We start from the raw sequence: 23,490 nt of genomic DNA, 5'->3' as shown, positions 1-23,490 counted from the left end.
CATCTCCTCGCTCAGACGAGGATGCCGCGGTCGGTGGGACGGATCGGAGACGGCAACTGCGTCTCCCCTTCAAGATACCGGTCGACGGCGGCGGCCGCTGCACGGCCCTCGGCGATCGCCCACACGATGAGCGACTGTCCGCGGCCGGCGTCGCCCGCCACGAACACGCCCTCCTGCTCGGTCTGGTACTCGCCGTCGCGCGCGACGTTGCCGCGCCCGTCGAAAGGCAGGCCCAGCTGCGAGGAGAGGTCCTGCTGCTCCGGGCCGGTGAATCCGAGGGCCAGCAGCACCAGGTCTGCGGGGATCTCGCGCTCCGTGCCGGCCTTCGGCACGCGGCGTCCGTCGAGGAACTCGGTCTCGGCAACGCGCAGTGCACGCACCTCGCCGAACTCGTTCGCCAGGAACTCGACGGTCGACGCGAGGTACTCGCGCCGTCCGCCCTCCTCGTGCGCCGACTGGACCTCGAACAGGGTCGGGGTCATCGGCCACGGCTGGTGCTCGGGGCGCTCCGCGGGCGGCTGCTTGCCGATCGCCAGGTTGGTGACGCTCGCCGCACCCTGGCGGTGCGCGGTGCCGATGCAGTCCGCGCCGGTGTCGCCGCCGCCGAGGACGACGACGTGCTTGCCGTCCGCGGTGATCTGGTCGGCGATCTGGTCGCCGGCGCCCGCCTTGTTCTGCTGCACCAGGTACTCCATGGCGAAGTGCACGCCGGAGAGCTCACGGCCCGGGATGGGCAGGTCGCGCGGGACCATCGCCCCGGTCGCCACCACGACGGCGTCGTAGCGGGCGCGCAGGTCGTCCCAGGTGATGTCCACGCCGATGTTGACGCCCGCACGGAAGCGGGTGCCCTCGGCCATCATCTGGTTGAGGCGCGCCTCCAGGTGCTTCTTCTCCATCTTGAAGTCCGGGATGCCGTACCGCAGCAGGCCGCCGATCCGGTCGTCGCGCTCGTACACCGCGACGGTGTGGCCGGCGCGGGTCAGCTGCTGCGCGGCGGCGAGGCCGGCGGGGCCGGAGCCGACGACCGCGACGGTCTTGCCGGTCAGACGCTCCGGCGGGTGCGGCTGCACCCAGCCGTTCTGCCAGGCCTGGTCGATGATCGAGACCTCGACCTGCTTGATCGTCACGGCGGGCTGGTTGATGCCGAGCACGCACGACGACTCGCACGGGGCCGGGCACAGGCGTCCGGTGAACTCCGGGAAGTTGTTGGTCGCGTGCAGGCGGTCGATCGCCTGGCGGCCCTCCCCGCGCCACATCAGGTCGTTCCACTCGGGGATCAGGTTGCCCAGCGGGCAGCCGGAGTGGCAGAACGGGACGCCGCAGTCCATGCAGCGGCCGGCCTGCCGGCGCAGCTGCGCCGGGTCCTGCGCCTCGTAGACCTCTTTCCAGTCCATGAGTCGCACCGAGACGGGGCGGCGCTTCGGCAGCTCCCGCTCGGTCGTCTTCAGAAAGCCTTTGGGATCAGCCACCGGTCACCTCCAAGATTCGGTTCCAAACGACGTCGCCGTCGGGGTCGAGACCCTCGTCGACGGCCTCCTGGCGCATCTGCAGCACCGCGGCGTAGTCCCGCGGCAGCACCTTGACGAACTTCGCGACGGTCTCGTCGAAGTCCTCCAGCATCCGGGTGGCGAGCGTCGAGCCGGTCTCGGCCGCGTGCCGCTCCAGCAGGTCACGCACGATCTCGATGTCGGCGCTGCCGAGCGGAAGGAGCTCCAGCTCCCCGCTCGCCAGCGAGTCCCGGTTCACGCGTTCGCGCTTCAGGTCGTACACGTAGGCCGTACCGCCCGACATGCCCGCGCCGAGGTTCCGGCCGGTGCCGCCGAGGATCACGGCGAGGCCGCCGGTCATGTACTCGAGCGCGTGGTCGCCCACGCCCTCGACCACCGCGGTCGCCCCGGAGTTGCGCACCAGGAACCGCTCGCCCACGATGCCGCGGATGAACATGCTGCCCTGCGTCGCGCCGTAGCCGATCACGTTGCCGGCGATCACGTTCCGCTCGGCCGCGAAGACGGTTCCCTGCGGCGGGCGCACGACGATCTGGCCGCCGGAGAGGCCCTTGCCGACGTAGTCGTTCGAGTCGCCGACGAGCCGCAGCGTGATGCCCGCGGGCAGGAAGGCGCCGAACGACTGGCCGGCGGAGCCGGTGAGGGTGATGTCGATCGACCCGGCCGGCAGCCCGTTCTCGCCATGGCGGACGGTCACCTCGTGGCCGAGCATCGTGCCGACGGCGCGCTCGGTGTTGCGGATGGGGAGGTTCAGCTCGATCCGTCCACCGTTCGCCAGAACGTCCTCGGCAGCCTCGATCAGCTGCACGTCGAAGTGCTGGTCCAGCTCGTGGTCCTGCGCACGGCCGTTCTTGCGCGGCGCCTCCGGCCCGAAGGCGGGGCCGCGCAGGATCGGCGTCAGGTCGAGGCCGGAGGCCTTCCAGTGCTCGATCGCGCGGTCGACGTCCAGGAGCTCGGCGTGGCCGATCGCCTCGTCGAGCGTGCGGAAGCCGAGCGCCGCGAGGTACTCGCGCACCTCCTCCGCGATGAACTCGAAGAAGTTGACCACGAACTCCGGCTTGCCGGAGAACCGGGCACGGAGCTCCGGGTTCTGGGTGGCGACGCCGACCGGGCAGGTGTCCAGGTGGCAGACGCGCATCATCACGCAGCCGGAGACCACGAGCGGGGCGGTCGCGAAGCCGAACTCCTCCGCGCCGAGCAGGGCGCCGACGATGACGTCGCGGCCGGTCTTCAGCTGACCGTCCACCTGTACGACCACGCGCTCGCGCATCCCGTTCAGCATCAGGGTCTGCTGCGTCTCGGCCAGGCCCAGCTCCCACGGCGTGCCCGCATGCTTGAGCGAGTTGACCGGCGACGCGCCGGTGCCGCCGTCGTGGCCGGAGACCAGGATGACGTCGGCCAGCGCCTTCGCCGTTCCCGCCGCGACCGCGCCGATGCCCGACTCGGAGACGAGCTTGACGTGGATGCGGGCGCCCGGGTTCGCGCGCTTCAGGTCGAAGATCAGCTGCTTGAGGTCTTCGATCGAGTAGATGTCGTGGTGCGGCGGCGGCGAGATGAGGCCGACGCCGGCGGTCGCATGCCGCGTGCGCGCGACCCACGGGTACACCTTGGTCGGCGGCAGCTGGCCGCCCTCACCGGGCTTCGCGCCCTGGGCGAGCTTGATCTGGATGTCGTCGGCGTGCGTCAGGTACATCGACGTGACGCCGAAGCGGCCCGACGCGACCTGCTTGATCGCGCTGCGGCGCTCCGGGTCGAGCAGGCGGTCGAGGTCCTCGCCGCCTTCACCGGTGTTCGACTTGGCGCCGAGCCGGTTCATGGCGATCGCGAGCGTCTCGTGCGCCTCCTTCGAGATGGAGCCGTAGCTCATCGCACCGGTGGAGAACCGCTTGACGATGGACGAGACGGGCTCGACCTCCTCCAGCGGCACCGGCGGGCGCTCGCCCTCCTTGAGGGAGAACATCCCGCGCAGGGTCATCAGCGACGCCGACTGGTCGTCGACCAGCTCCGTGTACTCGCGGAACACGTCGTAGCGGCGCGTGCGCGTCGAGTGCTGCAGGCGGAACACCGTCTCCGGGTTGAAGAGGTGCGGCGAGCCGTCGCGGCGCCACTGGTACTCGCCGCCGGTCGCCAGCCGCTCGTGCGCGAGGGCGGCGCCCTCCGACGGGTAGGCGCTCTCGTGACGGGCCAGGTTCTCGGCCGCGATGACGTCGATCCCGACGCCGCCGAGCTTGCTCGTGGTGCCGGTGAAGTACTGGTCGACGAACTCCTGGCTGAGGCCGACGGCCTCGAACGCCTGCGCGCCGGCGTACGACGACACGGTCGAGATGCCCATCTTCGACATGATCTTGAGCACGCCCTTGCCGAGCGCCTTGATCACGTTCTTGACGGCCTTCTCCGGGGTGACGCCGGTGATCATGCCGCTGCGGACCAGCTCCTCGCAGGTCTCCATCGCCAGGTACGGGTTGATCGCCGAGGCGCCGTAGCCGATGAGCAGCGCGACGTGGTGCACCTCGCGCACGTCGCCCGCCTCCACGATGAGGCCCGCCTTCATGCGGGTCTCGGAGCGGATGAGGTGGTGGTGCACGGCCGCGAGCATGAGCAGCGACGGGATGGGCGCGAGGTCCTTGGTGGAGTCGCGGTCGCTGAGCACGATGAACTGCGCGCCCTGCGCGATCGCCTCGTCCACCTCGTCGCACATCTCGGCCAGGCGCCGCTCCAGGGCGTCGGGGCCCGCGTCGGAGCGGTACAGGCCGCGCACGGTGGTCGTGAGCGTGCTGCCGGGGCGCGGGTCGATGTGCTGGATCTTCGCCAGCTCGTCGTTGTCGATCACCGGGAAGTCGAGCACGACCTGCTTGGCGTGCTCCGGTCCCGCGGTGAGCAGGTTGCGCTCGGGGCCGAGGCCCAGCTTCAGCGAGGTGACGACCTCCTCGCGGATGGAGTCGAGCGGCGGGTTGGTGACCTGCGCGAACTGCTGCGTGAAGTAGTCGAACAGCAGTCGCGGGCGCTCGGAGAGCACCGCCACGGGCGTGTCGGAGCCCATCGCGCCGAGCGGCTCCGCGCCGGTCGTCGCCATCGGCTTCAGGAGGATGCGGACCTCCTCCTCGGTGTAGCCGAACGTCCGCTGCCTGCGCACGATCGACGCAGGGGTGTGGACGATGTGCTCGCGCTCCGGCAGGTCCTTGAGGTTGATCCGGCCCTCGTCGAGCCACTCCCCGTAGGGGGCGCCCGCGGCGAGATCGGACTTGATCTCCTCGTCCTCGATCAGGCGGCCGGCGACCGTGTCGACCAGGAACATGCGGCCCGGGCGCAGTCGGCCCTTGCGCACGATCCGGCTCGGCTCGATGTCGAGCACGCCGATCTCGGAGGCGAGCACCACCAGGCCGTCGTTCGTGACGACGTAGCGCCCGGGACGCAGGCCGTTGCGGTCGAGGGTCGCGCCGACCAGCGAGCCGTCGGTGAAGACGATGGCGGCCGGGCCATCCCACGGCTCCATGAGCATCGAGTGGTACTCGTAGAAGGCACGGCGGACCGGGTCGATCTCGGTCTGGTTCTCCCAGGCCTCCGGCACCATCATCATCACCGCGTGCGGCAGCGGGCGGCCGCTCAGCGAGATGAGCTCCACGACCTCGTCGAACGAGGCGGAGTCGGAGGCACCGGGCGTCACGACCGGGAAGATCGGGCGGAGGTCGCCGAGCAGCTCGCTCTCCAGCTGCGACTGGCGCGCGCGCATCCAGTTGCGATTGCCCTGCACGGTGTTGATCTCGCCGTTGTGGGCGATCATCCGGAACGGCTGGGCGAGCGGCCACGACGGGAACGTGTTCGTCGAGTAGCGCGAGTGCACCAGGGCGAGCTTCGAGGCGAAGCGCTCGTCGGAGAGGTCGGGGTAGAACGGCTCCAGCTGCAGCGTGGTGACCATGCCCTTGTAGACCAGCGTGCGGCTGGACAGGGACGAGAAGTAGAGGTCGAGCTCCCGCTCCGCGCGCTTGCGCAGGAAGAACGTCAGACGGTCGAGCGCGATGCCGGCGACCGGCTCGCCCTTCTCGTCGAGGCGGGTCGAGGTGACGTACAGCTGCTCGATGACGGGCATCGCCTGGCGTGCGAGCGTGCCCAGCTCCTCCGGCCGCACCGGCACGGCACGCCAGCCGAGCACGGTCAGCTCATGCTCGACCGCGATCGCCTCGAGCGCAGCCTTGATCTCGGCGCGCTCGGACTCGTCGTTCGGCAGGAACGCGTTGCCGACGGCGTAGCGGCCAGCGGCCGGCAGCTCGAAGCCCGCGACGGCGCGCAGGAACGTGTCGGGCACCTGCGTGATGATGCCCGCGCCGTCGCCGGTGCCGGCGTCGGAGCCGACCGCGCCGCGGTGCTCCAGGTGCCGGAGCGCCTCGAGCGCGGCGTCGATGATGTCGTGCCCGGCCGTGCCGCGAAGGGTGGCGACCATGGCCAGGCCGCAGGCGTCCTTCTCGTGGGCAGGGTCGTACAGGCCCTGGGGGCCTGGCACGGTCCCGAAGCGGTAATGGGGAGGCGTAAGCGCCATCTGTCGACCGTCCTCACAGTGTCGTGGATGTGGGGATGTTGGGTGCGGGGACGCCATCGGCCCGATGCGGGGAGGTTCTGCCGTCTGCGGCTGGGCTGTGTGCGGCCCGGTCGGGAGGGTCAGGTGCGTGGGATCGCCTCGACGAGTTGCTTACTTCGAGCCGTCGGGATCATCCGTTCGTGGGGCTTGTGGCCTTGGCCGAAGCGGACCCGGCAGGCACACCGTCAGCGTCGGCGGTGTCCTCGTCCTCCAGGTCCGTGTCGTCCGAGTCTACCTCAGCATCCGGGCGAACCCATTCACGACCCGGCTGGTACGGGCTCGGCTCGAGTCCGGGGTGCCGGCGCGACTGCACCAGGAAGATGATCAGACCGAGCACGACGGCGCCGAAGGCGGCCCACACGTTGCTCGGGATGCCGAGGAAGCTGAACTCGCTCGGGTCGATGCGGATCGACTCCAGGTAGGAGCGGCCGAGGCCGTACCAGATGAGGTACACGGCGAGCACCTTGCCCCACTGCAGCGTGAACTTGCGCTGCAGGAAGACAATGACGATCACGCCGATGACGTTCCAGATCATCTCGTAGAGGAACAGCGGCTGGAACAGCGTGTCGTCCGGGAGCCCCACGGGGATGGCTTTGTTGCCCGGGTCGATCTGCAGGCCCCACGGGAGGTTGGTCGGCAGGCCGAACAGCTCCTGGTTGAAGTAGTTGCCGAAGCGACCGATGGCCTGCGCGAGCAGCAGTGCGGGCGCGACGGCGTCGGCGAAGGTCCAGAAGCGCAGGCCGGTCCAGCGGCAGCCCAGCCAGACGCCGAACGCACCGCCGATCATCGCGCCGAAGATGGCGCCACCGCCCTCCCAGATCGCCCAGATGCTGCCGGGCTGGAACGGGTTCCAGATGTTGGCGCCCGGGTAGAAGAAGTCCTGCGGGTGCGTGACCACGTGGTAGAGCCGTGCTCCGACGATGCCGAGCGGGACGGCGCACAGCAGGATATCGAGGACGACGCCCGGCTCCGCGCCGCGCTTGGTCAGCCGTCGGGACGTCCACATCGCGGCGATGATGATGCCCACCAGGATGACGAGCGCGTAGGTCTGGATGCGGTACGGCCAGAAGGGCAGCGGGATCTGCGCCCACTCGGGGCTGGGGCTGGGGATGCTGGTCATCCAGCCGCTCATCGTCGCGAACACCCGATGACTACCTTTCGTTCTTCGTGGGACGACCGCCGCGCGGGAGCGCGCTCGGCCTGCATATTCTAAGCTGCGCGGTCAGGCCGCGGTGCCGCCGGCGAGTTCGGCGGCCACACGGCCGGCCTCGGCCACGCCGCCGTCGCCGAGCGCCTTCACGAGCGCGGAGCCGACGATGGCGCCGTCGGCGTACTCCAGCACCTCGGCGACCTGCGCGGCCGAGGAGATGCCGAGGCCGACGCAGGTGCTGGTCGCGCCCGCCTCGCGGAGGCGGCCGACGAGTGTGCGGGCTGCGGCATCCACGTCGCTCCGGGCGCCGGTGATGCCCATCGTCGACACGGCGTAGACGAAGCCGCGGCTCGCGTCGACGGCCTGCTTCAGGCGTGCGTCGGTCGAGCTCGGGGCGGCGAGGAAGACGCGGTCGAGGCCCGTGCGATCGGAGGCGGCGAGCCAGTCGGCGCCCTCGTCCGGGATGAGGTCGGGCGTGATGAGCCCTGCTCCCCCGGCCTCGACGAGGTCGTCGGCGAACCGGTCGACGCCGTACTGCAGCACGGGGTTCCAGTACGTCATGACGAGTACGGGGATGTCGACCTGCTTGGTGATCTCGCGCACGGCGGTGAAGCCGTCGCGCAGCCGGAAGCCGGCGCTCAGCGCCTGCTGGGTGGCGGCCTGGATGACCGTGCCGTCCATGACGGGGTCGGAGTACGGCAGGCCGAGCTCGATGACGTCGACGCCGTTCTGGGCGAGCGCGACCGCGGCGTCCACGCTGGTGCGGAGGTCGGGGAACCCGGCGGGCAGGTAGCCGATCAGGGCGCCGGACGCCTCGCTGTTGCGACGGGCGATCGTCTCGGCGACGCGGCTGGTCACGGTACCGCTCACGACTGCACCGCCCCGGCGTCGATGAGGTCGAAGTAGCGCGCCGCCGTCTCCATGTCCTTGTCGCCACGACCGCTGAGGTTCACGAGGATGACACCCTCCGGCCCGAGCTCGCGGCCCAGCGCCAGCGCGCCGGCGAGGGCGTGCGACGACTCGATGGCCGGGATGATGCCCTCGGTGCGGCTGAGCAGGCGCAGCGCCTCCATCGCGTCCGCGTCGGAGACCGGGCGGTACTCGGCGCGGCCGATGTTCGCGAGCCAGGCGTGCTCGGGGCCGACGCCCGGGTAGTCGAGACCAGCGGAGATCGAGTGCGATTCGATCGTCTGGCCGTCCTCGTCCTGGAGCAGCATCGAGCGAGCGCCGTGCAGGACGCCGGGGCGGCCCTTGGTGATGGTGGCCGCGTGGCGCGGGGTGTCCGCGCCCTCGCCGCCGGCCTCGAAGCCCACCAGGCGCACGTCTTCGTCGTCGAGGAAGGCGTGGAAGATGCCCATGGCGTTCGAGCCGCCGCCGACGCAGGCGACGACCGCGTCCGGGAGCCGGCCGGTCAGGCCGAGCACCTGCTCGCGCGCCTCCTCGCCGATGATCTTCTGCAGGTCGCGGACCATCGCCGGGAACGGGTGGGGACCGGCGACCGTGCCGAAGATGTAGTTGGTGTGCTCGACGTTGGTCACCCAGTCGCGCATGGCGTCGTTGATCGCGTCCTTGAGCGTGCGGGAGCCGGTCTTGACCGCCACGACGTCGGCGCCGAGCAGGCGCATCCGGGCGACGTTGAGCGCCTGGCGCTCGGTGTCGACCTCGCCCATGTAGATCGTGCACTCGAGGCCGAACAGGGCGGCGGCCGTGGCGGTGGCGACACCGTGCTGGCCCGCGCCGGTCTCGGCGATGACGCGGGTCTTGCCGATGCGCTTGGTGAGGATCGCCTGCCCGAGCACGTTGTTGATCTTGTGCGAGCCGGTGTGGTTCAGGTCTTCGCGCTTCAGGATGATGCGCGCGCCGCCCGCATGTTCTGCGAACCGCGGCACCTCGGTGATGATCGACGGACGGCCGGTGTACGACCGGTGCAGCTCGTCGAGCTCGGCGTGGAACGCGGGGTCGGCCTTCGCCTCCTCCCACGCCGCCGACAGCTCGTCGAGCGCTGCGACCAGCGACTCGGGGACGAACCGCCCGCCGAAGTCGCCGAAGTACGGACCCTGCTCAGTGCGGAGGGACATCAGACTCCCAGGAACTCGCCGAGCGTCGCGACGGGGTCGCTCGTGACGAGCGCCTCGCCGACGAGCACGACATCCGCGCCCGCCGCCCGGTAGTGCGCGACGTCGTCGGCCGACTTCACGGCGGACTCCGCGACGCGGATGACGCCGGACGGGATGCGGTCGGCCAGGCGGCCGAACAGATCCCGATCCAGCTCGAACGTGGTGAGGTCGCGGGCGTTGACGCCCACGAGCGACGCGCCGGTCTCGAGGGCGCGGCTCAGCTCGTCGGCCGAGTGCGCCTCCACCAGCGGGGTCATGCCGAGCTGGGTGATCAGCCCGTGCAGCTCGACCAGCTGCTTCTGCTCCAGGGCGGCGACGATCAGCAGCACCAGGTCGGCGCCCGCGGCGCGGGCCTCGAACACCTGGTATGGCTCCGCGACGAACTCCTTGCGCAGCACCGGGATGGACACGGCGTCGCGCACGGCCTCCAGGTCGGCGAGGGAGCCGTGGAACCTGCGCTCCTCGGTGAGGACGCTGATCGCGCTGGCGCCGCCGGTCTGGTACGACGCCGCGAGGCCGGCCGGGTCCGGGATGGCGGCGAGCGACCCGCGGGACGGGCTCGCCCGCTTCACCTCGGCGATGATCTTGACGCGGTCGGCCGGAGCGAGCGCCGCGAGGGCGTCGAGTGCGGCCGGGCGCGCGAGCGCTGCGGCCTCCACCTCGGCGAGCGGGCGGTCGGCCCGTCGCCGCTCAGCGTCCTCCAGCGCGCCGGCGACGAGGTCGGCGAGCACGGATCAGTGGCCCTTCGGGGTGTACTTGTCGCCGCCGACGCCGTAGCCCGCGCGCTTCATGATCCAGCCGACGATGAGCCCGACGACCGCGAGACCGGCCGACGCCCAGACGATGACGGGGGCGTCGTAGAAGAACGCGACCGCGCCGATCGCGAACGCGATCAGCATGATGATCACGGCCGTCCACGCCGCCGGCGAGTGACCGTGGCCTGGCTCGACTGACTCGCTGCTCATGGGACTCCTGCACGTCGGGTGCACGCCCGACGGCGCGCACGGTGTTGTGGAACGCATCCAGTCTAGTGGCTCCGCCCCCGCTCCCCCGCCCGCACCTGCATCCGTGGGACCCAACACGCCGTCATCGCGCAGGCGTCACGGCGTGTTGCGTCCCATGGATGCTCAGCGGGTGGGGTCGTCGCCGCGGGTGAGGTCGTCCCACGAGTCGATGGCGGTGTCGCGGTCGAGGGTGCCGAGCTCGGCGGACTCCGCGGACTCGTCCTGGGCGTCGGAGTGCGTCTGCGGGGTCTCTTCCTCCGCGGCCTCGGCGACGACCTCGTCCGCGGGACGGCCGTCCTCGCCGGCGAACCGGGTCTGGTACTTGCGCGACGGGCCGGGCCAGAGCCGCGAGAACACGACGACGGCCGCGCTGGCCAGGATGAGCACGACGCCCGCGACCACCGCCAGCCACGGCCAGAAAGCGGTGTCGACGGTGTGCACGAGATTGCGGATGGACGCGTCGCCCGCGACGCCCGTCGCCGTCGTGATCGCGGAGGCCGAGGCGCGCACCGCATCGGAGACGGCCGTGATCGCCGAGATCAGCACCGACACGCCGAGCAGGATGCCGAGCAGCGCGAGCACGATCCGGAACACGGGACCCGCGATCGCCAGCGCGGCCGTCAGCGCGAGTCCGGCCAGCGCGAGCGCCGTGAGCGCGGGAGCCGCGACAGAGCCGGCCACCGAGACCGTCGTCGCGTGCTGCGCCGTGTCGGTCAACCGGATGGTGAACCACGGCTGCGTCGCGGCGAGTAGCGCGAGACCGCTCCCCACGACGAGGAGGAGCATCGTCGAGTACTTGACGCGACGGCCGGTGCTGCCGTCAGCCCGCATCGCGCACCCGTCTCATGGCGTTCGCGACCGCGACGGCGCGCAGCGGCGCGGCGGCCTTGTTCTGCGACTCCTGGAACTCGCTCTCCGGCACCGAGTCGGCCACGAGTCCACCGCCCGCCTGGACCCGCGCCACGCCGCCCATGATGGTGGCCGTGCGGATCGCGATGGCGAGGTCGGCGTCCCCGGCGAAGTCGAAGTACCCGATCACGCCGCCGTAGACGCCGCGCTGGGCGGGCTCCAGCTCGTCGATGATCCGCAACGCCATCGGCTTCGGCGCACCGGACAGGGTCCCCGCCGGGAAGGTGGCGCGGAACACGTCGATCGCCGTCGCATCCGGCAACAGGTCGCCCTCCACCGAGGAGACGATGTGCATGATGTGACTGAACCGCTCGATGCGCATGAACTCGGTCACCTCGACCGTCCCGGCCGCGCAGACCTTGAGCAGGTCGTTGCGGGCGAGGTCGACCAGCATGAGGTGCTCGGCCCGCTCCTTGTCGTCGGCGAGCAGCGCGGCCTCCAGGTCGAGGTCCTGCTCCGGGGTCGCGCCGCGCGGGCGGGAGCCGGCAATGGGATGCGTGAACGCGCGCCCCTCCTGCACCTTCACCAGCGCCTCGGGCGAGGAGCCGACGATCTGGTACGGCTCGCCGTCCGGCTTCTCCAGCGACAGCAGGTACATGTACGGGCTCGGGTTCAGCGCCCGCAGCACCCGGTAGACGTCGAGCGCGGGGGCCGTGCACTCCAGCTCGAAGCGCTGCGAGATGACGACCTGGAAGATGTCGCCGTCGACGATCCGCTCCTTGGCCGTGACCACCGACGCGAGGAAGTCCTCGCGCCGGGTGCGCGACACGGGGTCGGCCGGGGTGCCGAGGTCGACCTCCTCCAGCCACGCCTCCGACGGCTGAGCGAGCTGCGTCTGCATCCGGTCGAGACGGCGCTGCGCGTCGGCCCACAGGTCGTCGGCGTGGTCGGTGCCGTCGGCCAGCGCGTTGGCGACCAGCTTCACGGTGCCGGAGCGATGGTCGATCACGACGAGGTCGGCGACGAAGGCGAGCGCCTGGCCCGGTACGTCCACGTCGGCGGGCGGCGCGTCGGGGAGCCGCTCGATCTGCCGGATCGCCTCCCAGCCGATGAAGCCGACCAGCCCGCCGGTGAGCGGAGGGAGCCCCGGGATGCGCGCGGTCTGCCAGCGCGCGTGCAGCGCCGCCAGAGCCTCCAGCGGGCGGAGCACCCCCGCCGTGCCGAGCGCGCGCTCGGCGCAGAGCCCGTAGTCGAGCCAGCGGACCGCGTCGCCCTGCTGCGTGAGCACGCCGAAGGACGCCGCGCCGACGAACGAGAAGCGGGACCAGATCCCGCCCTGCTCCGCCGACTCGAGCAGGAAGGTGCCCGGCCGTCCGGCGGCCAGCTTGCGGTAGATGCCGACCGGGGTCTCCCCGTCGGCGAACAGCTCGCGGATCACCGGCACGACACGGTGGTCGGCCGCGAGGGCGTCGAACGCCTCCCGGGTGGTCGTGGCGGCGGCGGTGTCGATCACAGGTCTGTCGCCTCCAGCTCGCGGCTCTCGCCGACGACGGGCTGCAGCACGTCCGCGTCGAAGCAGGTGCGCGTGCCGGTGTGGCAGGCCGCGCCGATCTGCTCGACGGTGACGAGGAGGGTGTCGCCGTCGCAGTCGAGCGCCACGCCCTTCACGTACTGCACGTGACCGGAGGTGTCGCCCTTGCGCCAGTACTCCTGGCGGGAACGAGACCAGAAGGTCACCCGGCCCTCGCTCATGGTGCGGCGGAACGCCTCCGCGTCCATCCAGCCCATCATCAGCACCTCGCGGGTGTCCCACTGCTGCACGATCGCGGGCACCAGCCCGGTGTCGGTGAAGCGGATGCGCTCCAGCACCGCGTCGGCGCTCGCACTGCTCGTGGCATTCATCGGCGGACCTCCATCCCGGCCGCGGCCAGTTCGTCCTTGACCTGCTCGATCGTCAGCTCGCCCTGGTGGAACACGCTCGCGGCGAGCACCGCGTCGGCTCCCGCCTCGATGGCGGGCACGAAGTGCTCCAGCCGGCCGGCGCCGCCGGAGGCGATCACCGGGACGCTGCTCAGCGCCCGCATCTCGCGGATCAGCTCCAGGTCGAAGCCCTCCTTCGTGCCGTCGGCGTCGATCGAGTTGACCAGCAGCTCCCCCGCGCCCAGCTCGATCGCCCGGCGCGCCCAGTCCAGCGCGTCCAGGTCGGTCTCCGTGCGGCCTCCGTGCGTGGTGACGACGAAGCCGGAGGGCGTGGCGGCCGAGCGCTTCACATCCAGCGACAGCACCAGCACCTGGGCGCCGAAGCGCTCCGCGATCTCGGCGATCAGCTCGGGGCGGGCGATCGCGGCCGAGTTGACGCCCACCTTGTCGGCGCCATGGCCGAGCAGCTTCGCGACGTCCTCCGGGCTGCGCACGCCGCCGCCGACCGTGAGCGGGATGAAGACCTGCTCCGCCGTCGCCCGCACCACGTCGTAGGTGGTGGCGCGGTCGTCGACCGTCGCGGTCACATCCAGGAAGGTCAGCTCGTCGGCGCCCTGCTCGAAGTAGCGCGCGGCCAGCTCGACCGGGTCGCCCTGGTCGCGCAGGTTCTGGAAGTTGACACCCTTGACCACGCGGCCGGCGGCCACGTCGAGGCACGGGATGACGCGAACCGAGACACCCATCAGATCCGCGCAGCGTGGATGGAGGTGACCAGGATCGCCCGGGCGCCCAGCTCGTACAGCTCGTCCATGATGTGGTTGGTCTGATCGCGCTTGATCATCACCCGGACAGCGACCCACTCCGGCTCGCCCAGCGGCGACACGGTCGGGGACTCGACGCCCGGGGTGAGCGCGACCGCCTTCTCCAGGAGCGCGACCGGCAGGTTGTAGTCGATCAGCACGTACTGGCGGGCGACCATGACGCCGTGCAGGCGCCGCAGCAGCGTGTCGACTCCGGAAGCGGGCGCAGGCGAGGAGACCAGGACCGCCTCGGACTCCAGGATGACCGGGCCGAAGATCTCCAGCCCCTGCTTGCGCAGGGTCGAGCCGGTCTCGACCACGTCGGCGACCGCGTCGGCGACGCCCAGGCGCACGGCCGACTCGACCGCGCCGTCCAGCTTGATGAGCGAGGTGCTGACGCCGTTCTCGGCGAGGAATGCGCCGACGAGACCCGGGTAGCTGGTGGCGACGCGCTTGCCCTCGAGGTCGGAGAGCTCGGCGAACACGCCCGCCGGGCCGGCGAAGCGGAAGGTGGAGGCGGCGAAGTCGAGCGCGGCGATCTCGGCGGCCGGCGAGCCGGAGTCGAGCAGCAGGTCGCGGCCGGTGATGCCGACGTCCAGCGCGCCCGAGCCCACGTAGGTGGCGATGTCGCGCGGGCGCAGGTAGAAGAACTCGACGCCGTTGCGGGCGTCGGCGACGATGAGTTCCTTCGGGTCGCGGCGGCCGACATACCCGGCCTCGTGCAGCATCTGCGCCGCGGTCTCGGAGAGGGAGCCCTTGTTGGGGACGGCGATCTTCAGCATGGTGGTGACTTTCGTGACGTGACGGACGAGTGGATGGGGTGGCCCATCACAGATGTCGGTACACGTCGGCCGGCGTCAGGCCCTTCGCGAGCAGCAGCACCTGCAGGTGGTAGAGCAGCTGGGAGGCCTCCTCGGCGAGGGCCTCGTCGGACTCGTACTCCGCGGCCATCCACACCTCGGCGGCCTCCTCGACGATCTTCTTGCCGATGGCGTGCACGCCGGCGTCGAGCTCGCGGACCGTGCCGGAGCCCTCCGGACGCGTGCGCGCCTTCTCGGTCAGCTCGGCGAAGAGGTCGTCGAAGGTTTTCACCGTTCTAGCGTAGCGGGACTGTCAGTGCGCGTGCGCCGCGGCGGCGTCGCGCAAGGCGGTGATCCGCTCGGCGGGCTCGCCGCGGAAGACGCTCGAGCCGGCGACGAAGGTGTCGGCGCCCGCGGCCGCGGCCGTGACGATGGTCTCCTCGGTGATCCCGCCGTCCACCTGCAGCCAGACGTCGAGGCCGCGCGCCTCGACCGCCTCGCGCAGCGCGCGCAGCTTCGGCATGGTCTCCGGCATGAAGGACTGGCCGCCGAAACCGGGCTCCACGGTCATCACGAGCACCTGGTCGAACTCCTCCAGCAGGTCGAGAAAGGGCTCGATCCCGGTGCCGGGCTTGACCGCGATGCCGGCGCGGGCGCCTCTCGCCCGCAGCTCCCGGGCCAGCGCGACCGGGTCGGCCGCGGCCTCGGCGTGGAAGGTGACGGAGTACGCGCCGAGCTCGGCGTACCCGGGGGCCCAGCGGTCGGGGTCGTCGATCATGAGGTGCACGTCGAGCGGGATCGGGCTGACGTCCTGGATGCGGCCCACCATCTGCGGCCCGAAGGTCAGGTTGGGCACGAAGTGGTTGTCCATCACATCCACGTGCACCAGGTCGGCGGTGGAGATGCGCTCCAGCTCGCTCTGCATGTTGACGAAGTCGGCCGCGAGGATGCTGGGGTTGATGCGCAGGGGTGCCATGCCTCCAGCCTATTCGCCTGGGTTTTCGTGTGCGTTCTCGGCTGGCTTCTCGACTGTGTTCGGCGGAGATTCGGCTGTGAGCTGTTCGAAATCTCCGACCGGAGGCCGCCGAGACGGAGATTCGAACGTTCGAGCGCTGGTGCACACAGGCGGAGCCGGCGGCGATCTCTCCACAGATTCGGACGTCGAGCGAACCACCGGACCGCTCCCCGGGAAGGTGGAGGGCATGATCAGCACACAAGGCCTCCGCCACTCCCCTCTGCCGTCAGCGCTTGCGCAGCAGCGCGATGAACATCGCATCCGTCACGTGCCGGTGCGGCCACAGCTGCACGGCCGCCGGGTCGCCGGCGAGGTCGAGCCGCTCTGCGGCGAGACCCTGCACGATGGTCGCCGTCTCCTCCGCTTCCAGCACGTCGCCGTGGCGCTTGAGCGCGTCCGCGACGATCGCGCGCGTCTCGGCGACGTGCGGCGAGCACGTGACGTAGGCGAGCAGGCCACCCGGCTTCAGCGCCGCGACCGCGGAGTCGAGCAGCGCGGTCTGGAGGGCGGTCAGTTCGGAGACGTCGCGCGGGGTCTTCCGCCAGCGCGCCTCCGGGCGACGCCGCAGCGCGCCGAGGCCCGTGCAGGGCGCATCGAGGAGGATGCGGTCGAACGACTCGGGATGCTCGCGCCCGACGACGGTGCCGTCGAGCTCCCACACCGGCACGTCGAGCGGCACAGCCGCCAGCGCGCGGCGCACCAGCTGGGCCCGCGCCGGGACGAGCTCGTTCGCGACGAGCTCCGCTCCGCCCGCGAGGGCCTCGGCGGCGAGCAGCGCGGCCTTCCCGCCCGGGCCGGCGCACAGGTCCAGCCAGCGCTCCCCCGGCGTCACGGCCTGAGCCCGGGTCAGCGCAAGCGCGGCGAGCTGCGACCCCTCGTCCTGCACCCGGATGCGGCCCTCGGCGGCCTCCACCATCCCCTGCGGGTCTCCCCCGCCCGCGGTGAACCCCGGCGGCGAGAACCGGTCGGGTCGCGCGTCGTCCGGAATCTCGGCTAGGCCGGGCAGCGCGATCAGGTTGACGCGCGGCGCGGTGTTGTCGGCCTCCAGCAGGCTCTCCAGCTCCTCGCCCCGGCCCTCGTTCTCGAGCGACCGCCGGAACGCGCGCACGATCCAGACCGGGTGCGAGTACAGGGCGGAGAGGCGGTCGTCGTCGTTCTTCGCGCGCCGGGCGACCTCATCCCGCCACTCCTCGACGGTATGGCGGCCGACCTCCCGGAGCACGCCGTTGACGAAGCCGGTGCCGGAGCGGCTGCCGACCGTGCGCGCGAGACCGACGGACTCGTTGACGGCCGCGTGCGCGGCGACCCGGGTGGAGAGCAGCTGGTGGGCACCGAGGCGCAGCACGTCGAGCAGCGGAGGGTCGATCCGGTCCACCGGGCGTCCTGCGGCGATCGTGATGACCCGGTCGTAGAAGCCCTGCAGGCGCAGAGTGCCGTAAGTGAGCTCCGTGGCGAGCGCGGCGTCCGCCGGGGACAATCCGGCGCGGGCGATGCGGGTCGGCAGCAGCAGGTTCGCGTACGCGTCCGACTCGCGCACAGCCTGCAGCACGTCCAGGGCGACCTGGCGCGACGGCTGCACGCGGGTCTGCTGCGGGCGGGCGGCACGCCCAGCGTGGCCGGAGCGGTTCTGCGGTGTCATGACAGCACCAGCCCAGTCGGGGATGCGGCGCCGCGCAGCCAGTCGGCCGCGGGCATCGCGCGCTTGCCGGCAGGCTGCACCGTGACGAGCTCCAGCGGGTCGGTGCCGGTGCCGAGCAGCACGCGGCGTCCGCGGGCCTCGACCGCGCCCGGCGCGAGGGGCGGCTCGTCGATGGTGCGGCGCGCCGCGTGGAGCTTGAACCGCTCGCCGCCGAGCAGGGCGAAGGCGCCGGGCTCAGGCGTGACGCCGCGCAGCCGTGCGTAGACGCGCTCCGCCGGCTGGGTCAGGTCGAGCCGGGCGTCGTCGAGCGAGAGCTTCGGGGCAACGGTGATCTCGCCCTGCTGCGGAACGGCGACGGCGGTGCCGACCGCGAGGGCGTCGGTCGTGTCGGCCAGGAGGGCCGCGCCCTCGACCGCGAGGGCGTCGAGCAGCTCACCCGCGGTCTCGTCGGGGCCGATCGGGCGGCGCAGCTCGGCGTAGACGTCGCCGGCATCCAGCTCGGGCACGAGGTGGAAGACCGCGGCGCCGGTCTCGGCGTCGCCCGCGATCACCGCGTGCTGTACGGGGGCGGCGCCCCGCCAGCGCGGGAGCAGCGAGAAGTGGAGGTTGACCCATCCGAGGCGCGGAAGCGACAGCAGCGGCTCCCGCACCAGACCGCCGTAGGCGACGACGACCCCGAGGTCGGGCTGCAGCTCCGCGATGCGCTCGGTGACCTCCTCGCGCAGCCGGTTTGCCTTGATCACGGGGAGACCGAGCCGCGCGGCCTCCGCGGCGACCGGAGACGGGGTGAGCACGCGCTTCCGCCCGAGCGGAGCATCCTCGCGCGTGATGACCGCGACCACCTCGTGGCGGGCCGCGACGGCCGCAAGCGACGGGATGGCGACCGCGGGGGTGCCGGCGAAGACGATGCGCATGTTCCTCCGTTTCGGGACGGCCACCAAGCCTACCGCGCGCGCCCGGGGTGCCCCCCACGCGACGCGGCGGGCGGGCGGGCGCTTGTGCCCGCCCAACCGCACGCCCGCCTGCCCGCCTGCCCGCCGCGCATCCATGGGACGCAACACGCCGCTTCCCGCGAACGAGAGCGGCGTGTTGCGTCCCATAGATGCAGGGCTACAGGATCTCCGGGTCGTCGAAGCGCACGCGCAGGGACGGCGCCGGGCGGTAGCCCGGCTTTCCGGCCGGCGCGCGGCGGCGGCGCGTCGCGTTCTTGACGACGGCGGCGCGCACCGCGGCCGCGACCTCCATTCCGCGGGCGTACTCGAAGCGCAGCACCGCCCGCACCTGGTCGTTCGTCGCCCGGGTGGCCCGGGCCGGCCCGCCCTCCGGCTCGACCGCCGCGGGGCCGAGCACGTCGATGAGCAGGGCGGGGTCGACCGCGGCGAGCACCTCCTCCACGGTCGCTTCGGCGCCGGTCACCGACGCCAGGCGCACCGCGGGCGGGAACCGCAGCTCGCGGCGGTCCACCAGCTCCTCGTGGGCGAACTCGACCAGACGTCCGGTGGCGAAGTCGCGCGCGAGGGGCCCCGAGACGCCGACGAGCACGGTCGGCGCACCGGGCGCGGCGAGGCCTGCGGCGCTCTGCCACCAGCGCAGGCAGTCCTCGGCGACGTGCAGGCTCTCGCGCGCCAGCATCCGCTCACCGTCGAGCAGCAGCACCGCCTGATAACCCCCCTCGGCGATCGGCTCCGCGCCACGCGTGGCGACGACGAGCGCGGGCGCCGGGCCGATGCGCTGAACGGGGTGGTCGCCGTCGGCCAGGATGACGCGCGTGCCGGGGAACGCACGTCCCAGCTCCTCCGCGGTGCGCCCGGAGCCGACCGTCACCAGCCGGAACCGAGTGTGCTCGCAGTGCTCGCAACGCCAGTCCGTGGCGAGCCGTCCGCACACCGTGCACGACGGCGGAGCGCCGGCGCGCGTCTGGTGCAGCGGGCCGTGGCAGTTCATGCAGCGCGCCGCCTGTCCGCAGTTCGCGCAGGCGATCACCGGCGCATAGCCCGGGCGCGCCACCTGCACCAGCACAGGGCCGCGCGGCCGTCCGCTGTCGCCGGTCAGTGCCTCCCGAGCGGTGCGCCACGCGGTCGACGGGATGCGCGCGGCACGCGCCGCGGGCTCGTCCGCCTGCTGATTGGCGGTGAGCACGACCTTCGCCGTCGTCACCCGTTCGGGTCCGACGTCGCGCAGCCAGCCGAGCTCGACCAGACGCTGGGTCTCGACGCTCCGGATGTTGCCGCTCAGCACGAGTGCGCAGCCCTCCAGCTCCTGCCGCACGAGCGCCGCGTCCCTGGTGTGGACATAGGGGCTGAGCGGTTCGGCGTGCAGCGGGTCGCTGTCCTCCCAGACCACGATGAGTCCGAGCCGTTCGGCGGGCGCGTACACGACCGACCGGTTGCCGATGACGATGCGCGGACCGGACAGCGCCTCCAGAAATCCGCGGTAGCGGTCGGCGTTCGGCTGGCCGGCGTCCGCGCGCACGACCGCTTCGGTCGCCCCGACCGCCGCCAGTGCCGCGGACAGCTGCTCCAGGTCGCGGTGGTCCGGCACCGCGACGATCGCCGTGCGTCCCCCGCGCCAGCAGTCGGTCGCGAGGGAGGCGAGCGTCACCGCCCACTCCCCGACCCAGGTCCCGTCGGGCAACGGCACGAGTCGCGGGATGGCACGCAGCGCGATCCGCTCGTCCCGCGCCACCGCCTCCTCGAGCACCCGCTCCCCGTACCCCCGCACCCCTGCCGTCGCCTCCGGAGTTGTTCCACCCTCCGCCGGCGTGTCGGGTCGAAGAACTCCGGAGCTGCGGGCGGCGAGCCAGGCCTTCTCGACGCGCACCATGCGGCCGGGCACGGCGAGGCGCAGGATGTCGCTCGCGGTACCCGCGCTGCGGTCGGCCAGCCGCCGGGCGAGACGCCAGACGCCGGGGGTGAGGACTCGCGCGGGCGAGACGACCGCCTCCAGCGGGCTCAGGGCGCCCTCGAAGCCGTCGTCCGGATCGCCCACCTCGACCAGGAAACCGTCCGCGACCCGCCCGGCCGACCGCAGAGGCACGCGCACGCGCACACCGGGGACGGCCTCCTCCGCGAGCTCCTCCGGGATGCTGTAGTCGAAGAGGTGGTCGAGCTGCGGGAGCGGGGAGTCGATGACGACCCGGGCGACCCGTCCGGCCGCCGCCACCGCTACAGCCCCGCGGCCGAGCGCAGGTCGTCGACGCGGTCCAGGCGCTCCCAGGTGAAGTCGGGCAGCTCGCGGCCGAAGTGGCCGTAGGTCGCCGTCTGCGCGTAGATCGGGCGCAGCAGGTCGAGGTCGCGGATGATCGCCGCCGGCCGCAGGTCGAACACCTCGCGGATGGCGTGGATGATGCGCTCCTCCGGCACCGTCGCCGTCCCGAACGTCTCCACGTACAGCCCGACGGGCGCGGCCTTGCCGATCGCGTACGCAATCTGCACCTCGAGCCGGTCGGCCAGGCCCGCGGCGACCGCGTTCTTGGCGACCCAGCGCATGGCGTACGCCGCCGAGCGGTCGACCTTCGACGGGTCCTTGCCCGAGAAGGCGCCGCCGCCATGGCGGGAGGCCCCGCCGTAGGTGTCGACGATGATCTTGCGGCCGGTGAGCCCGGCGTCGCCCTTCGGGCCGCCGATCTCGAACCGTCCGGTCGGGTTGATCAGCGTGCGCACGTGCGACGAGTCGAGGCCCGCGCCGTGCAGCACCGGACGGATGACCTCCTCCACGATCTCCGCCTGCAGCTGCTCGTTCGACACCTGCGGGGCGTGCTGCGTGGAGAGCACGACCGTCTGCACCGACTTCGGCACGGCGCCCTCGTAGCCGATGGTGACCTGGGTCTTGCCGTCCGGCCGCAGGTAGTCGAGCGTCCGGTCCTTGCGCACGGCGGCGAGCCGCTCGGCGAGGCGGTGCGCCAGCCACACGGGAAGCGGCATGTACTGCGGCGTCTCGGTCGTCGCGTAGCCGAACATGATGCCCTGGTCGCCCGCGCCCTGGCGGTCGAGGTCGTCGTGGCTCTGCTCGGCGCGCGTCTCCAGCGCGTTGTCGACGCCCTGCGCGATGTCGGGCGACTGCGCGCCGATCGACACCGAGACGCCGCACTGCGTGCCGTCGAAGCTGACGTCGGACGAGTCGTAGCCGATCTCGACCAGCTTGTTGCGGACGATCGCGGGGATCTCGACGTAACCGTTCGAGGTCACCTCGCCGGCGACGTGCACGAGACCGGTGGTGACGAGCGTCTCGACGGCCGCCCGGCTGTGCGGGTCGACGGTCAGCAGCGCATCCAGGATGCTGTCCGAGATCTGGTCGCAGATCTTGTCGGGGTGGCCTTCGGTCACGGACTCGGACGTGAAGAGACGCAGATCTGCCATGGTTCTTCCTGGTCGACGGGATGCGAGCGCGACCGGATGCTCCCGGCGCGAGCCTGTCGAGCGGTGCCCGTCAGGCGATGACGTCGAGGATACGGTCGGCCACCGACAGCTTGCTCCCGGAGGCCTCCATCACTATATCGCCGCCCTTTCGGAGGACCACGACCTCATTGCTCTCCGTTGCGAAGCCGTGGGTCCAGCCCACCTGGTTGAGCACCAGGAAGTCGCTGCCCTTGTGCTCCAGCTTGGTACGGCCGAGGTCGATGAGGGCCTGCGGGTCCGGCTCGGTCTCGGCGGCGAAGCCCACGACGACCTGTCCGTCGCGCTTGCGTGCCGAGAGCCCCGCGAGGATGTCGGGATTGGCGACGAGCTCGAGGGTCAAACGGTCGCCGTGGTCGGACTTCTTGATCTTGGCGTCCTGCGTCTCGGCCGGACGGTAGTCGGCCACCGCCGCGGTCATCACGACGATGTCGGCGGCCCGGGCGGCCTCCTCGACGGCCTCCTGCAGTTCGAGCGCGGTCTGCACCTGGATCAGCTCCACGCCCTCCGGCGGCTCCACCTCGAGGTGCGCAGCGATGAGCACGACGTCGGCGCCGCGGGCCTGCGCGGCGCTCGCGATCGCGACGCCCTGGCGGCCACTGGACCGGTTGCCCAGGAAGCGGACGGGATCGAGCGGCTCGCGCGTCCCTCCGGCGGTCACGACCACGCGCTTGCCGGCGAGGTCGACTCCGCCGCGCGGCAGGCGGGCGGCCTCGTTGGCGCGGCGGCGCTCGGAGAGCACGACCACGTCGTTGACCGCGGCGGCTCCGGACGGGAGCGCGATCGGCGCGGGCGCCTCCACCGCGCGCGGGGTCGCCCCGGCGGCACGCAGGGCCGCGCGGACGATGACCTCCGGCTCCTCCATGCGTCCGGGCCCGGAGTCGGTGCCGGTCAGCTGGCCGCTCGCCGGCCCGACGATGGTGACGCCGCGGGCACGGAGGGTCGCGATGTTGGCGACCGTCGCCGGGTTGCGCCACATCTCGGTGTGCATCGCCGGGGCGATCACGAGCGGGGCCGTGGAGGCGAGCACCGTGTTGCCGAGCAGGTCGTCGGCGAGGCCGGCCGCCAGCTTGGCGATGGTGTTCGCCGTCGCCGGAGCGATGACGATGAGGTCGGCCGACTGCCCGATGGCCACGTGCCGCACCTCGGCGACCCCCTCGTAGAGGTCGGTCGCCACCGGGTTGCGGCTGATCGCCTCCAGGGTGGGCCGGCCGACGAACCGCAGCGCGTTCTCCGTGGCGACCACGTGCACCGAGTGCCCTTCGAGGACCAGGGCGCGGATGACTCCGACGGCTTTGTATGCGGCGATGCCGCCGGTCACTCCGACGACGACGGTCAATCGTGGGCTCAACGGCGGCACCTCTCCTCGGCCGGGCGCCGGCTGCGGCCGGACCCGGTGCGACGTCTTGCGGTACGTCCGCCCTTACTCGGCGGCGATCGGCTTTACGACGAGCTTGTCCTCGTTGATCTCGTGCAGCGCGACGGAGAGGGGCTTGTCGTCGACCGACGAGTCGACCAGCGGGCCCACGTTGTCGAACAGGCTGCCCTCGTGGAGGTCGGCGTAGTAGTCGTTGATCTGGCGCGCGCGCTTGGAGGCGAAGATCACGAGCGCGTACTTCGACTCGACGCGGGACAGCAGGTCGTCGATGGGCGGGTCGATGATGCCGTTGTTGCTGGTTGCCATGCGGCTGCTCCTTGTTCTGATCGATCACGCGATCACGCGG

Annotated in this window: 20 protein-coding genes; all 20 read right to left on the bottom strand. The window is 71.9% G+C overall.

Annotation, left to right across the window (positions count from 1 at the left end):
- Positions 1-11: 11 nt before the first annotated feature.
- The 20 genes from P5G59_RS02640 to rpoZ all read right to left on the bottom strand — a co-directional run bounded on the left by P5G59_RS02640 (position 12) and on the right by rpoZ (position 23,450).
- Positions 12-1,469, bottom strand: coding sequence for a glutamate synthase subunit beta (locus tag P5G59_RS02640; protein ID WP_301215676.1), 1,458 nt, complete (start codon positions 1,467-1,469; stop codon positions 12-14).
- Positions 1,462-6,039, bottom strand: a complete 4,578-nt coding sequence (gene gltB, locus P5G59_RS02635; protein ID WP_301215674.1) for a glutamate synthase large subunit — start codon at positions 6,037-6,039, stop codon at positions 1,462-1,464. Before gltB ends, P5G59_RS02640 begins: the two co-directional genes overlap by 8 nt.
- A gap of 169 nt (positions 6,040-6,208) precedes the next feature.
- Positions 6,209-7,210: a prolipoprotein diacylglyceryl transferase gene (lgt, locus tag P5G59_RS02630; RefSeq protein ID WP_301216977.1), complete on the bottom strand. Its 1,002-nt coding sequence runs from the start codon at positions 7,208-7,210 to the stop codon at positions 6,209-6,211.
- A 90-nt stretch (positions 7,211-7,300) separates the two neighbouring features.
- The gene (gene trpA / locus P5G59_RS02625) at positions 7,301-8,098 is read right to left on the bottom strand and encodes a tryptophan synthase subunit alpha (RefSeq protein WP_301215672.1); all 798 of its coding nucleotides are present in this window, start codon (positions 8,096-8,098) and stop codon (positions 7,301-7,303) included.
- A complete protein-coding gene (gene trpB, locus P5G59_RS02620) occupies positions 8,095-9,306 on the bottom strand; it encodes a tryptophan synthase subunit beta (protein ID WP_301215670.1) in 1,212 nt (403 codons plus the stop codon). The genes trpA and trpB overlap by 4 nt, the downstream gene beginning before the upstream one ends.
- On the bottom strand, positions 9,306-10,076 hold the full coding sequence (gene trpC, locus P5G59_RS02615) for an indole-3-glycerol phosphate synthase TrpC (RefSeq protein ID WP_301215667.1): 771 nt from the start codon (positions 10,074-10,076) through the stop codon (positions 9,306-9,308). Before trpC ends, trpB begins: the two co-directional genes overlap by 1 nt.
- Before the next feature lie 3 nt (positions 10,077-10,079).
- Positions 10,080-10,310, bottom strand: a complete 231-nt coding sequence (locus P5G59_RS02610) for a DUF6704 family protein (protein ID WP_301215664.1) — start codon at positions 10,308-10,310, stop codon at positions 10,080-10,082.
- A gap of 162 nt (positions 10,311-10,472) precedes the next feature.
- Positions 10,473-11,180, bottom strand: coding sequence for a Trp biosynthesis-associated membrane protein (locus P5G59_RS02605; RefSeq protein WP_301215663.1), 708 nt, complete (start codon positions 11,178-11,180; stop codon positions 10,473-10,475).
- Entirely contained in the window at positions 11,170-12,711 is a 1,542-nt protein-coding gene (locus P5G59_RS02600) for an anthranilate synthase component I (RefSeq protein WP_301215662.1), read from the bottom strand. The genes P5G59_RS02605 and P5G59_RS02600 overlap by 11 nt, the downstream gene beginning before the upstream one ends.
- On the bottom strand, positions 12,708-13,100 hold the full coding sequence (hisI, locus tag P5G59_RS02595; RefSeq protein WP_301215660.1) for a phosphoribosyl-AMP cyclohydrolase: 393 nt from the start codon (positions 13,098-13,100) through the stop codon (positions 12,708-12,710). Before hisI ends, P5G59_RS02600 begins: the two co-directional genes overlap by 4 nt.
- Positions 13,097-13,861, bottom strand: coding sequence for an imidazole glycerol phosphate synthase subunit HisF (gene hisF / locus P5G59_RS02590; protein ID WP_301215658.1), 765 nt, complete (start codon positions 13,859-13,861; stop codon positions 13,097-13,099). Before hisF ends, hisI begins: the two co-directional genes overlap by 4 nt.
- A complete protein-coding gene (gene hisG / locus P5G59_RS02585) occupies positions 13,861-14,700 on the bottom strand; it encodes an ATP phosphoribosyltransferase (RefSeq protein ID WP_301215656.1) in 840 nt (279 codons plus the stop codon). The genes hisF and hisG overlap by 1 nt, the downstream gene beginning before the upstream one ends.
- Positions 14,701-14,746: 46 nt before the next feature.
- Positions 14,747-15,010: a phosphoribosyl-ATP diphosphatase gene (locus P5G59_RS02580; RefSeq protein ID WP_175336247.1), complete on the bottom strand. Its 264-nt coding sequence runs from the start codon at positions 15,008-15,010 to the stop codon at positions 14,747-14,749.
- Positions 15,011-15,031: 21 nt separating this feature from the next.
- On the bottom strand, positions 15,032-15,694 hold the full coding sequence (gene rpe, locus P5G59_RS02575; RefSeq protein ID WP_301215653.1) for a ribulose-phosphate 3-epimerase: 663 nt from the start codon (positions 15,692-15,694) through the stop codon (positions 15,032-15,034).
- 265 nt (positions 15,695-15,959) lie between these two features.
- Positions 15,960-17,372: a transcription antitermination factor NusB gene (locus P5G59_RS02570; protein WP_301215651.1), complete on the bottom strand. Its 1,413-nt coding sequence runs from the start codon at positions 17,370-17,372 to the stop codon at positions 15,960-15,962.
- Positions 17,369-18,286, bottom strand: coding sequence for a methionyl-tRNA formyltransferase (fmt, locus tag P5G59_RS02565; RefSeq protein WP_301215649.1), 918 nt, complete (start codon positions 18,284-18,286; stop codon positions 17,369-17,371). The genes P5G59_RS02570 and fmt overlap by 4 nt, the downstream gene beginning before the upstream one ends.
- A gap of 196 nt (positions 18,287-18,482) precedes the next feature.
- Positions 18,483-20,534 (bottom strand): primosomal protein N' family DNA-binding protein, encoded by a 2,052-nt coding sequence (locus P5G59_RS02560; RefSeq protein WP_301215647.1) that lies wholly within the window; start codon positions 20,532-20,534, stop codon positions 18,483-18,485.
- Positions 20,535-20,536: 2 nt separating this feature from the next.
- Positions 20,537-21,730, bottom strand: a complete 1,194-nt coding sequence (metK, locus tag P5G59_RS02555) for a methionine adenosyltransferase (RefSeq protein ID WP_301215645.1) — start codon at positions 21,728-21,730, stop codon at positions 20,537-20,539.
- A 70-nt stretch (positions 21,731-21,800) separates the two neighbouring features.
- Positions 21,801-23,105, bottom strand: coding sequence for a bifunctional phosphopantothenoylcysteine decarboxylase/phosphopantothenate synthase (locus P5G59_RS02550; protein WP_301216975.1), 1,305 nt, complete (start codon positions 23,103-23,105; stop codon positions 21,801-21,803).
- A gap of 84 nt (positions 23,106-23,189) precedes the next feature.
- The gene (gene rpoZ, locus P5G59_RS02545) at positions 23,190-23,450 is read right to left on the bottom strand and encodes a DNA-directed RNA polymerase subunit omega (protein ID WP_175336253.1); all 261 of its coding nucleotides are present in this window, start codon (positions 23,448-23,450) and stop codon (positions 23,190-23,192) included.
- Between the last annotated feature and the right edge of the window lie 40 nt (positions 23,451-23,490).

Source organism: Leifsonia virtsii, from assembly GCF_030433675.1.
Lineage (GTDB): Bacteria > Actinomycetota > Actinomycetes > Actinomycetales > Microbacteriaceae > Leifsonia > Leifsonia virtsii.
Note: the sequence above shows the minus strand (reverse complement) of the source record. Positions and strands in the feature narration are given on the sequence as shown.